Annotated in this window: 13 protein-coding genes; 7 read left to right on the top strand and 6 right to left on the bottom strand. The window is 40.1% G+C overall.

Features of this window, described 5'->3' with window-relative positions; genetic code table 11:
- Positions 1–6: 6 nt before the first annotated feature.
- A complete protein-coding gene (locus tag AC21OG_RS04575) occupies positions 7–1,413 on the bottom strand; it encodes an efflux RND transporter periplasmic adaptor subunit (protein ID WP_487376095.1) in 1,407 nt (468 codons plus the stop codon).
- Between the two features lie 625 nt (positions 1,414–2,038).
- On the opposite strand from AC21OG_RS04575, the gene AC21OG_RS04570 reads away from it, so the two are divergent.
- The gene (locus AC21OG_RS04570; protein ID WP_487376094.1) at positions 2,039–2,587 is read left to right on the top strand and encodes a hypothetical protein; all 549 of its coding nucleotides are present in this window, start codon (positions 2,039–2,041) and stop codon (positions 2,585–2,587) included.
- Between the two features lie 123 nt (positions 2,588–2,710).
- Here the strand turns inward: AC21OG_RS04570 and AC21OG_RS04565 are convergent, their stop codons facing one another.
- Both AC21OG_RS04565 and AC21OG_RS04560 read right to left on the bottom strand, forming a co-directional pair.
- Positions 2,711–3,430, bottom strand: a complete 720-nt coding sequence (locus AC21OG_RS04565) for an MOSC domain-containing protein (protein ID WP_487376443.1) — start codon at positions 3,428–3,430, stop codon at positions 2,711–2,713.
- A gap of 441 nt (positions 3,431–3,871) precedes the next feature.
- Complete coding sequence (locus AC21OG_RS04560; protein ID WP_487376092.1) at positions 3,872–4,954, bottom strand: OmpW/AlkL family protein; 1,083 nt, start codon at positions 4,952–4,954, stop codon at positions 3,872–3,874.
- A gap of 448 nt (positions 4,955–5,402) precedes the next feature.
- Between AC21OG_RS04560 and AC21OG_RS04555 the strand changes: the two genes are divergently transcribed.
- Complete coding sequence (locus AC21OG_RS04555; protein WP_487376090.1) at positions 5,403–6,887, top strand: FAD-binding oxidoreductase; 1,485 nt, start codon at positions 5,403–5,405, stop codon at positions 6,885–6,887.
- A 344-nt stretch (positions 6,888–7,231) separates the two neighbouring features.
- Positions 7,232–7,969 carry a glycosyltransferase gene (locus tag AC21OG_RS04550; RefSeq protein WP_487376089.1) on the top strand — a complete coding sequence of 246 codons (738 nt, stop codon included), beginning with the start codon at positions 7,232–7,234 and terminating at the stop codon, positions 7,967–7,969.
- Positions 7,970–8,174: 205 nt separating this feature from the next.
- Here AC21OG_RS04550 and AC21OG_RS04545 read toward each other — a convergent pair whose 3' ends face one another.
- Complete coding sequence (locus AC21OG_RS04545; RefSeq protein ID WP_487376441.1) at positions 8,175–8,723, bottom strand: O-acetyl-ADP-ribose deacetylase; 549 nt, start codon at positions 8,721–8,723, stop codon at positions 8,175–8,177.
- 430 nt (positions 8,724–9,153) lie between these two features.
- Here AC21OG_RS04545 and AC21OG_RS04540 point away from each other — a divergent pair, with 430 nt between their 5' ends.
- Together AC21OG_RS04540 and AC21OG_RS04535 are read left to right on the top strand one after the other, a co-directional pair.
- On the top strand, positions 9,154–9,687 hold the full coding sequence (locus tag AC21OG_RS04540) for a DUF2058 domain-containing protein (protein ID WP_487376088.1): 534 nt from the start codon (positions 9,154–9,156) through the stop codon (positions 9,685–9,687).
- Positions 9,688–10,450: 763 nt separating this feature from the next.
- Positions 10,451–11,368: a DJ-1/PfpI family protein gene (locus AC21OG_RS04535; protein ID WP_487376086.1), complete on the top strand. Its 918-nt coding sequence runs from the start codon at positions 10,451–10,453 to the stop codon at positions 11,366–11,368.
- Positions 11,369–11,573: 205 nt separating this feature from the next.
- Here AC21OG_RS04535 and AC21OG_RS04530 read toward each other — a convergent pair whose 3' ends face one another.
- The gene (locus AC21OG_RS04530) at positions 11,574–13,160 is read right to left on the bottom strand and encodes a flavin-containing monooxygenase (RefSeq protein ID WP_491185071.1); all 1,587 of its coding nucleotides are present in this window, start codon (positions 13,158–13,160) and stop codon (positions 11,574–11,576) included.
- Between the two features lie 1,157 nt (positions 13,161–14,317).
- Here AC21OG_RS04530 and AC21OG_RS04525 point away from each other — a divergent pair.
- Both AC21OG_RS04525 and AC21OG_RS04520 read left to right on the top strand, forming a co-directional pair.
- Complete coding sequence (locus AC21OG_RS04525) at positions 14,318–15,409, top strand: ImmA/IrrE family metallo-endopeptidase (protein WP_487376085.1); 1,092 nt, start codon at positions 14,318–14,320, stop codon at positions 15,407–15,409.
- Positions 15,406–15,888, top strand: a complete 483-nt coding sequence (locus tag AC21OG_RS04520) for a DUF4411 family protein (protein ID WP_487376084.1) — start codon at positions 15,406–15,408, stop codon at positions 15,886–15,888. The genes AC21OG_RS04525 and AC21OG_RS04520 overlap by 4 nt, the downstream gene beginning before the upstream one ends.
- A 320-nt stretch (positions 15,889–16,208) precedes the next feature.
- On the opposite strand, the gene AC21OG_RS04515 is transcribed toward AC21OG_RS04520, so the two are convergent.
- Entirely contained in the window at positions 16,209–16,427 is a 219-nt protein-coding gene (locus AC21OG_RS04515) for a hypothetical protein (RefSeq protein WP_487376083.1), read from the bottom strand.
- Positions 16,428–16,561 lie beyond the last annotated feature (134 nt).

Raw genomic sequence — 16,561 nt, 5'->3', positions numbered from 1 at the left:
TCTGAGTTAGGTGGCAGGTTTGGGCATCGTTTCAGCGATACGAACGATGTCGCCATCACTTAAGAAGCTACCCCCTTGACGCACAATATTACCTTCACCTGAGAGTGGCTCAAGCAAGACCACGCGATCTCCCTGACGCTCACCAAGTTTAACTTTGACCTGTTTCACCCGGTAGATAGTATTGCGGTTGGCATCTTTAACCGCTTTTACTTGCATCACATAATCATAGCCATCTTGGGTGACCACGGCACTGACAGGGATAGTGACTTTTTGTTCACTACCTAGCTTAAACGTCCCACGCTGATACATACCTGCTCTTGCATTAGGATGAGGCGCAAGGGACGCGTAAATAGTAATTTGACGGCTACCATCTTCCGCTGTTGGTGATATGCGCGTGACTTGACCTTTGACGCTCTTGTTATTGGGCAAACTAACTTCAACAGGGCTTCCTCTATTGATTTCACCAATTTTATTGGGGTCTACTTGTGCTTGCCATTCAAGCTTACCGGACTCAATAATGGTAAATAAGGGTTCGGGACCTGGCACACTACCTACATTGGCATTTTTTTCACTGATTACCCCACTGACGGGTGCGGTCACTTGAGCATTTTTAAGATTGAGGTTTTGATTATTTAAACGCGCTTTTGAAGCCGCCACTGAGGCGGCAGCTTGATTGGCATTGGCCATATAACGGTCAGCTTCTTGTTGACTAATAGCATCGATATCTAGCAGGGGTAATACTCTATCAGCATCCCGTTTGGCAAGATTATAAGTTGACTCAGCTTCAGCAAGCTCAGCTTGGGCTTGAATTTGCTGTTGACGCATGGCCGCAGTATCAAACACTGCCAAAACTTGTCCTTTTTTTACCTGATCACCTTCTTTAACCAATACTTTATCAATGGCAAAGCCGCTCACTTTACCATTGACGGTCGAGGTGCTTTCAGGACTAATAGTGCCGTCTGCTGTTAAGTCGTTGTCTACTTTAGATTGGGTAGGAGTGACAGTTTCGACGGTCAATACAGGCTTTTGAGACCCAGACTTATCGACTTCAGTGATGCTGGTTGCGGTTGCGACTTGAGGGTTCACTGACTTTTCATCCGCAAGCTGCGCATCTGCAAGCTGTTTTTTTGCCCACATTTGTCCACCGACTAGTCCGGCCACAAGTGTGACCAAGAGCAACGGTATCATCCACAACCAGTTGGTTTTAGACTTGTGCTTGCCAGTGTAAGGGGGATACTCAACAGCACCCTCTTTACCCTTCTCATTGTGAGCTTTATTAAGGGCTTCACTAGTAGATTCACTATGAGAAGTGGCGTCATGCACAGTAACCTTATTGTCTAATGGTTTACTGTCTGATGGTTTGGTGCTGACATCCTCTGATGTCTGTTTATTGGGGTCAAAAGAACTTGTCATATTAGTCTCACAAACGGTTTCGTTTGGATGTATAGTTGCTGAATTTATAAAACGTTACCTTGCCAACCTCATTTAGCCTACCCTGGTAGACCCTTTATTCGGTTGCATGGTAATAGTCATCTTCAAATTAAAGAGCTTAGGTGCTAACTTCGTGAGGCTTACTTATGCCTTATTGGCATGCGGTTACCTCAATCTCATCATCCTGACAATGACTATATTTAAAATATGTTGACTATAGAAGAATTAAATTTTTGCAGATAGATGTTTTTGTTAAAAGACTTTCTTGTAAAGGGTTACTGCTATAGATATCAATGGTAATATAAGTTCGTCAAAATGCATTATAGATATTTAAAGTGCACATTAAATGTTATGTAGTATGATTTACAAAGCTATATAGAGGACAGCATTCACTCACGATTTCATAACAGTTCACTTTACAAATAGACTATAAACATACAACTCTCAAGTAAAATTTTACAAAGCCCTTATAAAAACAACCTACTAAGCTTTTATTATACTGTTAATATCATATCATCTAGATCGTATTATATAGGCTACTTCGGCCATCTATAAGATATTTTTAATTAATTAACACTTTAACATAAATTTTAATTTGGAGAAGCATATGATGTTTAATAATAAATCGTTAGTATTTTCAGCATTAGTTGCAAGCTTATTCGCAGTATCGGGGACAGCTGTTGCAGCAACTGGCCCTACTTATACTGGCTCTGGGATGACAGGTTATCAGGTTGGAAATCAGGACGTAGATCATGGTGTTATAAATCGAGGTAATGTTACACCGGCTAATGAACTTGAACAACCTGTTGATAATACATTGCAAAAAAAGGTAAGGGGTCAACATGGCGAGCTGTTGGCTACACAACCAGGTCGTGTTGAGATTAATCAACATACTCAACGCAGTCATAGCATGAACAATACTTCAAATAGTAATGAGAGTGTGAACCGAGTCAACGCGATTAGTACTGCACCTTTATTAAAGGGAGAAAGATCAGCCAATCAGGTAAATAGAGGCAATATAACGCCAGCTAATATGCGTACGACGCCGGCACCGATTACTCTGCAACAGAAAATCCAAGATAAGCGTGGTGAGCTTGTTGCCACTCAACCGGGTGAAGTTGAGATTCAAGAGACGCGTCATTATGGAGCGCAGTAAGCTATATTTAGTGGATAACACTTAGACTAAAAAATAGTTATATCAAAAAGGGTTGGCTTCTATGCCAACTCTTTTTTTTGTTTCACCTTTTTAATTCGATCCTTTCAATTAATGCTTATGATTTTATTTTTTTGATAGTACTTTTTTTGATAGTACTTTTTTGGATAGTACTTTTTTCCAACTTTCCTCAAGACAGTCAATAGCAAGCCATGGCTGAATGACATCGGCGTCAATAGTTTGTTTTGCGTTGGCAAGTTGCCATAGCTTGTCCAAACTTGCAAAAGGGTAGGGTCGCTCAATTAAATATACAGGCAGGTCTTGACGAATAATACCTTCTTTAACCACTTCAAAATACCAACCCGCAATACCTTGTTGGGTAAACCACGAGGCAATATTTTTATTCCTATTGCTAGTACTAGATAGCATGCCTATTTGATCGTTAATTTTATAGCAAGGCCGTCTTGGTTGCACAATACGCAGCTGAACTGCGTCTTCTGCATCTCCATACTGAAAGACATCGCCAATGCATACTGTTGATTCAGCCAAATCAGCATAACCAGGCAGCGGTACAGTGGTTAAGTTTTCACCCAATAAACCAATCGAAGTTTTTAACCCAAACTCTAGGTTAAGCTTATCATAGGTAGCTGATGGCATCTGATGAACCGCCTTTAAATGACCACCATGGTGACGTCTGTCAGCTTGCTCATCTGTGACAAGCCCCATATAGTTAACGGCAGTGGGTTCAGAGATTGGGGTTTTGTTAATAGCGCTCAGCTGTTCACGGGTGAATGGCATGGCCTTCCCAGCACGCACATGACTTAAGGTGGCGATATGAAGCGGCATTTCTTGAGTAGCAAAATCACTGATATTAGTCCTTGCATTGATACCATCATTGGTGCGCTTTTCTGGACTTTCTGGGGACAGAGTCATGGCTTATATTTCCTAATATGAATGACACCTTTATGAGTTATACCTTTCATGTAAAATAACCTATCTTAGTTAGGCTCGATTAGGGTCACTGAACCTACTATAGTCAAAGAAGTCTATAATGGATACAAGGCAACCGAGTGCAAGTAGCAAGTAATACGGAAGTAGGCTTAACGAGGTTAACACTGTAACCGTTTAGTCGTTCGCTGACTATATTTGTCGCGAATGATTTATCGGGTTTAATACGCTTTTTGAGTTTAATTCAAAGAAAACGCACATTCAATCCGAAGTTGAATGTGCGTTTATTATTGATGCGAATAATTTGCTAACTCTTGCTTAAAAATATAGGGTCTTAAACTAGAAGCGGTAACCCACACCTAAGTAAGTAATATAGGGATCTATATCAATATTCGAAACCGCTTTGATTAATTGCTCGCCATCATCGTTTTTCACCGTAATGGTAGTATCGCTGTCAAGCTTAGCGTATGACACTGAGCCTACCGCAAACCAACTTTCATCGAAGTCATAAGTCGCACCGACGGTGACGATAGGTGCCCAAACACTGTCCGCTTCAACCTTAAGTTCCATTCCACTATCAGACGGTATACCTTCAAGGGAAGCCCCTGCTTTACCATTTTTAATATTTTGAATCATATCTCCAGCTGCTACTAGGTCTTTAGCAATACCAGAGTTAAGCTCAATATCATTAAAATAAGCATACATCAAACCTGCACCGACATAGGGACGGAACTTATCAACCCCTGACTTACCAAATTGATAATGGACTTCTGCAGCCGGTAGCCAAGCACGTGCTGTGGAAGCAGTGCTACCTTGAGATAGATCGGTAATTTCAATGTCTTTTTGAACTTTAAACTCGGTTGATACAGCGGGAGAGGCTGCCTTGCCAGAAAAAGGCGCTACAACGGTACCTTTTCCTAAAATATCTACTTTAGGAGGGACACCTGCTTTAACTTCTACAGACCAGTTGTCATCAATATAATAATTAAATAACAGACCCACGGTATCTACGTCATCAGCTTCAAGCCCTGTACCAGCAGTTGCAAAACTTTCGAGACCATTAATGGTAGTTGTGCCTGACACATCGCCAATAACTGGAATATTTGAAAGATCAATATCATTAGGTAAGCTATTTAAAAGGGATAGCTGATCCAAAACGTCTTGCGGTTGACTTTGATCAACAATATCTTTGACTGTACCTGCTTTTACGCTACCATTTTGAGCTAAGGTACCATCATCGATAGCAGTGGTATTTTTAACAGGGGTCGCATCACCCGTAGGACTGGCGTGTAACCAACCTGCTGATACAGAAAATCGCTTGAAGCTACCATCTGTTTTGAAATAATCAAATTCAGCAGCAGCAGATTGACTAAACAGAATTGGCGCAGCAACGGCGCAGGCGAAAGATAGGGATTTATTCATGTTACGTCCTTGTATAATAGTAAAATGAGGTAGAAGATAAGATAACGAATCGTTAAGTCAATAGAGTGTCAAAAGCTTTGTCATAAACCAGCCTACGATGGGATGTTATAAGCAGCAAACTCTTAGGGAGTATGCTAAAGGGTAGAGGATCAAACCATCTGCTAAAATAGTGTAGAAAACCCTACTCTTAAACCGTCCTTGTATACACCCAACGTAGCCATTTAAGACAATCATGTTACACGATTATATCAGCATAGTGATAATTGTTTTAAAGGTTGCCTTATTCTAAAAAACTTGATGAGTATAGTCAAACTATTTTATTAACATAGTCCTAAGAAATTCTTACGAAAATAACAACTTAATATGTAGATTAACGCCTCACCCCTAACGCTATAGGATGTTATTTTGACCTCGTCATCTGATATACGTAATTATAAGGAAAAATATTATGAATCATACAACAGTAAAGCATTTAGAAACAAAAGATTTGGACGATTATTCTCATGATAATTTAGTGGCGTCTCATACTCATAATGGTTCAGAGCAGCGGGATGGTTATCGTGATGCCATTGCCAAGTTAAAACAACAGTTTGGTGATCAACTGAGTGTGAATTTAACCAACCGTCAGCAGCATGCACATACCATGACATGGCTACAAAACCAACCTGCGGATGCAGTACTTGTGGCACGAAATAAACATGATGTGGCAAAAGCGGTGGAGATATGTAACGCCTATCAAATGCCAGTTATCGCATTTGGTATAGGCTCGTCGTTAGAAGGTCAACTCAATGCCCCCTATGGAGGGCTGTGTATTAATATGAGCGAAATGAATGAAATTATTCAGGTGAATAATGAGGATTTGACGGTGACCGTGCAGCCGGGAGTTACCCGTGAGCAGCTCAATCACTATTTGCGCGATACCGGTTTATTTTTCCCGATAGATCCAGGTGCGAATGCCACTATTGGAGGGATGGTTGCCACCCGTGCGTCAGGCACCAATGCGGTACGTTATGGCACAATGAAAGATGTGGTACTAGCCCTAGAAGTAGTCACCGCTGACGGTACTCTTATTAAAACCGGGACCCGTGCCAAAAAATCAGCGGCAGGGTATGACTTAACCCGATTAATGATAGGCTCTGAGGGGACTTTAGGGGTTGTCACTGAAGTGACCTTAAAATTATTTGGTATTAGTGAATGTATCGGCAGTGGTATTTGTCACTTCCCAACTGTCGAAGCGGCCTGTGAAGCCACAATGTTGACGATCCAAATGTGTCTACCAATTGCCCGTATTGAGCTGTTAGATACCCTGCAAGTCAAAGCGTGCAATCAATACTCAAACCTAAATCTTAAAGAGTCGCCTACTTTATTTGTTGAATTCCATGGCAGTGAGGCCAGCGTTCAAGAGCAAGCGCAGATTTTTTCTCAGATCGTGGAGGAATGCGGGGGGTCTGACTTTGCTTGGGACAGTAATGAAGATGAGCGAAGAAAGTTATGGCATGCCCGTCACAATGCGTATCCTGCCAGCTGTGCGTTACGTCCAGAAGCCAAAGCCTTATCAACGGATGCTTGTGTGCCTATTTCAAGGTTGGCGGAGTGTGTCAGTGAGACGGCCAAAGACATTGAAGCCTCGGGCATGATAGGGCCTATCGTCGGTCATGTCGGAGATGGTAACTTTCATGTACTGCTGCTGGTAGACACTAATAACCCTGATGAGATCAAAACAGCTGAAGAGCTGGTGGGACGTTTGGCGAAGCGAGCTATTGATATGGATGGTACCTGCACCGGTGAGCATGGTATCGGACAAGGCAAACAAAAATATATGGCTTATGAACATGGTGAGGCGGTCAAAATGATGCAAGCGATCAAACAGGCGCTCGATCCTAATAATATATTAAATCCCGGTAAAGTGTGGCCTCCAAAAGACGCTGCGTGAGTGTGCCACTAAACGGAGGTGTCAAAGGATGTTGTAAAAGAGAGTGACTAATAGGGAGTGTTAAACAGCATTGATTAAAAGAGCATTAATTAAAATGTTGCTTAAGACACCCTTAATAGTAATATCCTATGTCGTTATAATCATATTGACACATTTAGGACGTAGCATGAGTGGTAATAATTTTAAAATTTATGACCTGATTTATTGCGCTCATTGTCAACTATCAATTATGAAAACTAACTTATTAAAACTAACCTGTTAAAGACAGCAAACCCACTGTCGGTTAAGCGAGTTTGACATAGATAGGTTGTTTTTCAGCATTGGTATCACTATAGGATTGTCTTGTGTCTTCACTCAGTATTGTGATTATTACTTTAAATGAAGCCGAGCGTATTAGCGGCCTACTTAGCGATTTGGTTAAGCAAACCTATCGTGATTTTGAAGTCATTCTGGTGGATTCAGACAGTGATGATGATACCTGTGATATTGCCCGTCGCTATATTAATGTGCTGCCACGCCTACGCATTGAGCAGATGCTAATAAGAGGAGTGAGCTTGGGGCGTAATACTGGCGCCGAGCTTGCTGAGAATGAAAATCTGCTATTTTTGGATGCTGATGTGAGATTAGCGCCGGATTTTCTTCAAAGAGCGATGGCCTATAAGGCAGCAAAAAAGCTCGAAGTTGCTGGGGTTTATTTATCACCTAAAGGACTACCAAAACGCTATATCCTTGGCTATCAGCTCTTTAATATGGGTATCTTTTTGACCCAGTTTACGTTTCCTACGGCAGTGGGTGCGTGTATGTTTTCAACTAAATCAGTCCACCAAGCGATCAATGGGTTTGATACCAGTATTACGCTGTGTGAGGACTGTGATTATGTGAATCGGGCCAGTCGTCACACTAAGTTTCGTATGCTACCGATAGGGTTTACCTTTGACCCTAGACGGCTTAAACAAGATGGTATCTTAAAGACGGGTAGCAAGTATTTGTATGCCAATACGCACCGTTTATTTATCGGTGAAATTCAAAATCAAAAAATCCGCTATGATTTTGGTCATTACAAGTCCAATAAATCCAAATAAACAGCGTTATACCTTACGCCAATCTCAACTTAAAGTACACGCTATAGCTTTTGCAAGCTTTAGCTCCCTTCCTTTTTCAAAGGAAGGGTTGGGGTTGGATTTTCGTTAAAAATCCCCCTAAATCCCTCTTTAGAAAAGGGGGGCTTGCAACCCTTTTCAGTATTTTTTAATAGATGAACTAAAAGTACTGTTGATAATTCAGTTATTAAGGTCGATTGTCTAAAAGCGCTTTGTACACTGCTGCATCTGCTGATGAAAAACAACAAAAAACGATGTCAGTGATCGGCAACGGTGAGTTTTCCTTAAGCGACGTCTCTATAAACTGCTGTACTGTCTTTATCGCTATCTGAGTGGCTTCTTTAATAGGGTAACCATAGACGCCCGTACTGATCGCTGGAAAGGCGATACTTTTAATATGATGATGTAGTGCTAATGTCAGCGAGTTTCTATAGCAGTTTGCCAGTAGTTCAGATTCATTGTTATTGCCGCCATGCCATACGGGTCCTACAGTATGTATGACATATTCAGCGGGCAGATTAAACCCTGGGCTAATTTTGGCCTCACCCGTTGGGCAACCCTTTAAGCCGCGGCAGTAGTCAAGTAGCTCACGGCCCGCCGCTCTATGGATCGCCCCGTCAACACCGCCTCCGCCCAATAAGCTCGAATTGGCAGCATTGACAATAGCGCCTACCTTAAGCTGGGTAATGTCCGCTTTAATGACGGATAGTCGCAGCGTATCAGGGTTAGCTCTCATCTCATCAAGCTCATGATAAGTGCTATCAGCAATGCTAAATGTCTTTTGAGCGATGGTCTCAATCTCTTTTAACGACAATGCCGTCATGGTGTTAGTCTCCGTTTGTGGTATGCTTTGATATAATTATAAACCGCCTCACAACTATGACAGCGTTGACCTCACTAATTTTAAATCGTCATTACTCAAATTAGGTCGCCATGTTAAATTTTTAAATGAGCGTCGCTGCATTTAAAATGAGCGTACTATTTTATCATTGAACCATACTTAAATTGTGACAGCGTTTAACAGATATTTAATTGACGAATATTTTTCCGTTACGACACGCCATAAGTCAGTGAGGCAAGGAAAGACAGTGTCTATAACGAATAAATCTACAAAATAAACAATTTTCAGATTCACATCTCAATACACTATCTAAGGTGACAGTCATATGGCAAAAAATGCCTTACAAGCGCAATTATTAAAAGCGGGATTGGTTGACAGCAAAAAGGCCAAAAAGATAAGCAAGCAGACGCAACATGCCAAGCGTACGGGTAATGATCCTGATGCAGAGGTTAAGAAGGCTGTGGCAGCAGCACAAGCAGAAAAGTTTGAAAAAGATCAGAAGTTAAATCAACAAAAGCAACAAGCCTTAGAAGAAAAGACCCGCTATGCCAATATTATCCAAATGATTAATCAGCATCAGATTGCCGATACCCAAGGGGATATTGAGTACCGCTTTGTCGATGATTCAAAAATCAAAAAAATTCATATTACCCAAAAGCTATTTGATCAAATAGTCGCCGGCCATGTCAGTATTGCACGCTTAGAAGAAGGCTATGCGTTACTGCCGAGGCCACTGGCGGATAGGATTAACGATAAGATGGCAGGCTTTATCGTTGAGTCGAATGATAAAGCAGTAGACGCACCAGCCGAAGATGATCCGTACGCCGCTTATGTTATTCCAGATGATTTAATGTGGTAGAGCGGCTTATAATTAGACCCGCTATATCATACCAGTTAAATTAGGCATCTTAATAGACTGGTGTAATTGACTAATAAAGGTTTGTTTCACGTGAAACAATACAATCTATTTTCTTATCAATACACTTTATGCATATTCAAACACTTATTACAGGGTGCAAACTATGTAGCATACGCCCTGCCATAATAACTAAAACCTAACCCTTTGCCATATCGGTATAGGGTTTTTTATGGGCTTAATGAAAGCTGGAGATACGCATAACCTACACAGCTTACGAAACGTTAAATCTTTCATCACCTTACTAACGCAGGAATTTGCTAAATTAAGGAGATGAAGGTATCGATATTGCTTATACATGTACATGACGTTGTAAATAATCTTATATATAACGTTTAGACATCATGTGTTTTATTATTTTAATTATTCGTTGAATTTAATGTTTAAATAAAAGGCTGGCAGTAGTTAACCATTTAACGCAATTTAGAAAACACGCCAATCTCAACTTAAAGTATTAACTGTAGCTTTTGCAAGGTTTAGCTCCCTTCCTTTTTCAAAGGAAGGGTTGGGGATGGATTTTCAGTAAAAATCCCCCTAAATCCCCCTTTAAAAAGGGGTGACTTGCCACCCTTTTAAGTATTGTTTAATAGTCGATCTAAAAGTACTGTTGATAATTCAGTTATTAATATTGCCAGATATTAACTTTATGGTGGGATTTAAAAATACCTATATATCTACAAACTCAAAAAATAAAGGAAGAAACAATATGAATATTAAAGAAACGCTAGGGAATATTAAGCAGACTCTTGGCTTTGAGCCACAAGAAATTGAAGAGGGTATATTTATCCCTGCGGAATCGGCACTCAAAATCGCCGCACCTAAAAAGAGTGACTATGATAATACCGTTTTTGATACTCCGTATAGTGGTAACAAAAAGATTATGATGGTCTGCACCGAACAAAAATATATGACCATGGAAAATGGTAAGAAGTTTGCAACGGGTAATCAGCCCATCGAGATGATGGTGCCGATGTTACATTTCAAAAAAGCAGGGTTTGAAGTTGATGTGTTCACTCCAACGGGTAAATCTGTTGAAATTGAAACGTGGGCAATGCCAAATGAAGATGACAACGTCAAAAACATTTATCAAGAATACAAAGATAAGTTTGAGTCGCCAAATAGCTTAGCAGACTTCGTTAAAAACGACATGGCAGATAGCGAAGACTATGTCGGCATCTTTATACCCGGTGGACATGGCGCGATGTTAGGTCTACCAGAAGATAAAAACTTAGGGGAAGTACTGCGTTGGGGACATAAAAAAGAGCTTGTGACTATGGTAATTTGTCACGGTCCAGCCGCTTTGTTAGCCGCTGATCTAGCGCCCGCAGATTCTACTGATAACGACTCTGAAAATAAAGCAGATGGCGACTTCATCTATAAAGGATATGATATTGTTGCGTTCCCTGATGTCATGGACAAGCAAATGCCTAAGATGGGCTATCTACCCGGTAATATGCCATGGTACTTTAACGAAAAGCTTGAAGCCTTAGGAATGACGGTTACTAATAAACTGGCAACCGGCCACACGCATCAAGATAGAAAACTAATCTCGGGTGACGGTCCACTAGCCGCCAATGACTTTGGTAAACTCGGTGTTAAAGAGCTGTTAAAAGTCGTTAGGTAGGTTATCTGAATTAATTTAATCTTTCTAACAATACGCTACTAAAACAATAAGCTACTAATACATCCAGTCATAAAAAAATAAAGACCCTTAAATACCGTTTGCCACTTAGCAAACTTTTTAAGGGTCTTTTTTATCAAGGCGCGAAATGTTTTATTTCAAGTCCTATTTTATGCATTTGCTTTAAACCGCTACCGACTTTAAACCGCTACTTGCCAAATCTTAGCCATTTGTCCTCAATTCTATGATATTTGAGCATAACGGTATCCGTTAAATAGTTATTAGTGACTAGCCATGGATAGCGGTCGCCCTGTTTAGGAAGGACGTTTTCAGCTCGTTTAATATATCCAGCTGTTAAGGAACCCATTACTGTGCCGGATTGTTTGACAGCAACTTCACCATCGTCAGCCACGGGGCTTGGCACCACAGTTGAGTAGCCATTAAGGTACATATGGCGCAATAAACGGGTAATATAGCCGCAAGCCAAATCGATTTTTAAAGTCCAAGAAGCATTGGTATAGCCAAATAATACGGCTAAGTTTGGCGCCCCATCTACCATGACAGCTTTATAAGTCATACGCTCGCTTACTTCTCTTAGCTCACCATCTATATAGACTTTTGCCCCGCCAAGCATTTGTAGCTTAAGGCCAGTCGCTGTTACTATGAGATCAGCCTCTAAATGGCGTCCTGATTCAAGTTCAATACCTGATGGCGTAAAGCATTTGATAGAATCTGTCACTATGTCAGCTCGCCCGCTTTGTATGGCTTTAAACAGATCGCCATCTGGAACCGCACACAAACGCTGATCCCAAGGATCATAATCGGGCTTAAAATGCTCAACGCTAACAACGCTTCCTTTTAGTGCTTTTTTGGCATCTCTTATTAACACGGTTTTTAACACTTTAGGGGCAACTTTAGCTAATTTATATACCCCTTGTTGAAATAAGATGTTTTTGCCACGTACAAGGCTATAGGCTGTATCCGAACTAAGTTTAAAGCGCTCTATTAACAAGGTTATGCTGTTATCCTCACTAGGTACACTACCAATATATGTGGGCGATCGCTGTAGCATCGTCACATGCGCCGCTATACGGCCCTTGGGATTAGACGCTGATATCGTCTTATCAAGTAGCGCAGGCACCAAAGTCACCGCCGTTGCCCCACTACCGATCACCACCACCCGCTTATTGTTATAGTTAATGTCATGTGTCCACTGCTGTGGATGAACGATCTGACCTTTAAACGACTCTTGTCCCTTAAACGTCGGTTGATAGCCTTCTTTATAATCGTAATAACCGGTCGCCCCGATGATAAACCGACTAGTAATCTGTTGGGTTTTACCAGTTTTAATATCGAGTACAGTTGCCGTCCAATACTTAAGCTTACTCGACCACTCAATTTTTGATACCTCTGTATTAAACTGTATTAGCGAGTCGATCCCTACATCTTCAGCGGTCTCCACGATATAGTGTTTAATAGACTCGGCATCGGCCAGCGTTTTTTTACCAAGCCAAGGCCGATGCGCAAATCCAAACGTCGTCATATCGGAGTCAGAGCGTATCCCTGGATACTTAAACAAATCCCACGTCCCACCTATAGCAGCCCGTTTCTCAATAATAGCGACTCGCCCGGTCTTGATAGACTTTGAGAGTATTTTATCGCGCTGAATATGACAGGCCATATCAATTCCTGAGACACCCGCCCCGATAATCAACATGTCATATTGCGGATGTTTGTGGGTAAAGGGCAGGCGCGGCATCAATCGCTTTGCACTAGCCAGCGCCCGCTTTGGCATATTTGGCAGTGGCGGTAATTGAGGCAGTTTTTGTTTAAGCGGAGTTTTCGGTGTTGCTGGTGGTTTAGGTGGGGTAGCGTTGGACTGCGTGAAGTCTGTCATTGAGTCACGCAATTTACGTAGCGTTGATAGCGATGGCATGGCTCATCCTTGAGAATGATAAGTTTGATAAATGATAAGTTTGACAAAAGATTGGTGTTATTCTCTATTATACCTATTATTGCGTCCTATAAAACGGCAACGCTATGAAGGGCGCTAGTAGTTAAAAGATAATGCTTATGCAGCCAATCCCGCTTTCGCTACTATCTGTTTATTTGTGCAAGGCAGTGTCACGGTGTGGGATGTCTCTTGCTTCGCGAGCCACCCCACAACCTAGCCACTGCAACGTGCCCAAACAAACAGGATATCCGCTACAATCGGGGCTAAACGACCTTGTTAGGGCGGGGGTTGTTTAATGGAGGTTCATTCTTTAATCGTCTTTTGAATAAATTAGCGGTGTTTTTATGACTTAAATCTTTAGAATAACGTGTCATGGTTATACACTATAGTCAGCGAACTACTAAACGGTTACAGTGTTAACCTTTTTAAGCCTACTCCCGTATTACATGCTACTTGCACTCGGTTGCCTTGTAACCATTTTAGACTTCTTTGACTATATCACGAGTAAGTAACCCTCAAGCTAAAAATTGATTATCCTAAATCATGTTAATCAATAGTCAAACCTAACTAAAAATATAGATGTTAATTCAAATAAAGATTTAAACGTGGGTTTCGCTGCGCTACACCACACGCTACACATTTTGCTCACTATATTTAGGGTTTGAGTATAGTAAAATAAAAATGAAATATACGATCATAAGCTGACTTTATAAAATAAAGACTTCATAATAAATGTTTATCATCTTAAGGTGGATCAAGCAAATACTAAAATCTTACCTTGCTTCCTTTTTAAAGTTCTTTCTAGTTCTATTTTTATAGAAAGCAGTAACAAGAATTTTTATTATATCTAAAAGTATATGTACGAATTGCAAGATAATAAACATTCAAACTGCTAAAATAATAATTGATATACAGTTAACTTTGAGCTAAACGATATGGTACATGCGCTAATTAATCCAAAGATAATCAGTTGGGCGATTCAACGCTCAGGATTAACTGTGTCTGAGTTATCTAAAAAACTTAAGATTGATGAAGAAAAACTAGTCGAAATTGAACAAGGTTTTACTCCGATAGCCTTTGGCAAAGCCAAATTACTCGCTAAATATACCAATACCCCTTTTGGATTTCTATTCCTTGATAGGGTGCCCGAAGAGATAAAACTGCCACTTCCAGACTTGCGTACTATAGAAAGTAGAGAAATTTCAGAGCCAAGTTATGAACTAAAGGAAATTATACGTATCAATCAAGAAAGGGTGGAGTGGTATCGTGACTATCTAAAAGAGTATGGAATTGGATACAATGACTATGTTGAGTCACTTGACGAATCAACTGTGAATGAAATGGTTGAGTTTTTAAATGAGAAACTTAACGTCAAAAGAGGTGGCGATGCTAAGGCTTATCATCGTCGACTGATTGAAGCCATCGAAAATCTTGGAATCATGGTAATACAGGACAGTAATTTAGGCCACCATTCTAGACCCTTAAATGTTGAAGAGTTTAGTGGTTTTGCTATTGCAGATAAAGTGGCGCCATTAATTTTTATTAATACTGCGGACAGTTTGAATGCCCAACTGTTTACGTTAATCCATGAATTAGCCCATATTTTGAAAGGGGAGTCTGGCATTTCTGTTAATAGTATTTGGGCAACTAATCCTATAGAGCAGTATTGTAATGCTGTTGCAGGTAAATTTCTTGTGCCTAAAGAAGATTTTAAAAATCAATGGCATAGTTTAGACATTGACCATATGGATATTGAGTTGCTTCTGAGCGATTTAGCGAAACACTTTCATGTCAGTCGTTATGTTATTGCGAGAAGAGCATTGACTCTAAAATATATAGATAAGTTGCAATATGAGAATTTCATAAAGAAGTTACGAGAAGCTTATCAAGCCGATAAAAGAAATAAATCAGATTCTGGTGGACCTAGTTACTATATTGTTAAAAACTCAAAATTGAGCTCACGGCTGTCACAAGCCGTTATCTCAGAATCTCTTTCTGGAAAAATGTTATTCAGAGAGGCAGGTTACCTACTAGGGGTTAATCCAGGTAAGCTTGAATCGTTTGCTCAAAAATCAGGCATTCAATTATGAGCTACCTTTTAGATACCAATGTTTTTGTTGAAGCCAATAAACGCTACTATGGTTTAGACTTCTGCCCCTTATTTTGGGATTGGTTACTCAAGCATGAGATTAAAGGTAATATATGTAGTATACGACCTGTCTATGACGAGATTAAAGGTTATGGTGATAATTTAGCACAATGGGTAAAATCATATGACCATTGCTTTATTTCTGTTGATGACGAAGATTGTCAGAAGAATTTTAAAACGATCGTTAATTTATGCAATGATAACTATGATTTAACGCATAGAAAAAATGAACACTTCTTGGATTCAGCAGATCCATGGCTAATTGCAAAAGCGATGACAGAGGGATCTACTGTTATTACAGAAGAGAAATACGCCCATCAAGCTAAAAAAATAATTATTCCAAATCTGTTTCAAGAACTGGGTGTTAGCTATCTCAATACCTTCGATCTAATGAGAAAGTTTGATGATTGTTTTAAATAATAAAAATTACTTAACTATCAACTGTAAAGCTATTATCACTAGTGCCTTTCATTAAATGCTCGTTACCTTTTACCCTAATCAATTTATAAATTAAGTCTTTTGTAAGTCATGCTTAAACTGTAGATTGAGTTAAGTTCTCGGCACTTGAGTATCATCAGTTAAAATTATTAGGCTTGGTACCTTGAAACCAATCTACTAAAACACCGCTTATACTTTTCTTAGACCATAAAAAAACGCATAAAAGCGTTAGGAATGACCTCCACTTTTATACGTTATGCGTATCTTAAAGAGTTGTCCTTAAGTTATGCTAGTGCAAGCCGCTATTTGCTAGCGATTAACCCTTTTATAAATTCAACCACTTTGGCGCTGTGCTCAGAGTTTTTAACTTCTTCTAGCAATTCTTCTTTTGACATATTTTTATATTTTTCAATATCAGCCATATCAAAGTCTTTTGCCATATCCATAACACCAGACAGACCACCGCCTTCTGAGTTGTCATCGCCTTTGGCCGCGCCGACAATATCCTTCATGTTAATCATTTGTGATTCCTTTTGAAAATAGTTTGTGCTTCTTGTTGAAACTGTTCAACGATTCATTTTAACTGAAATAGGCAGTAATGACTGTTTTTTTTGGAAACCGGACTAAGCATCGGAATAAACCCCATACTAAACAA

The organism is Psychrobacter sp. CX5 (genome assembly GCF_057621535.2).
Note: the sequence above shows the minus strand (reverse complement) of the source record. Positions and strands in the feature narration are given on the sequence as shown.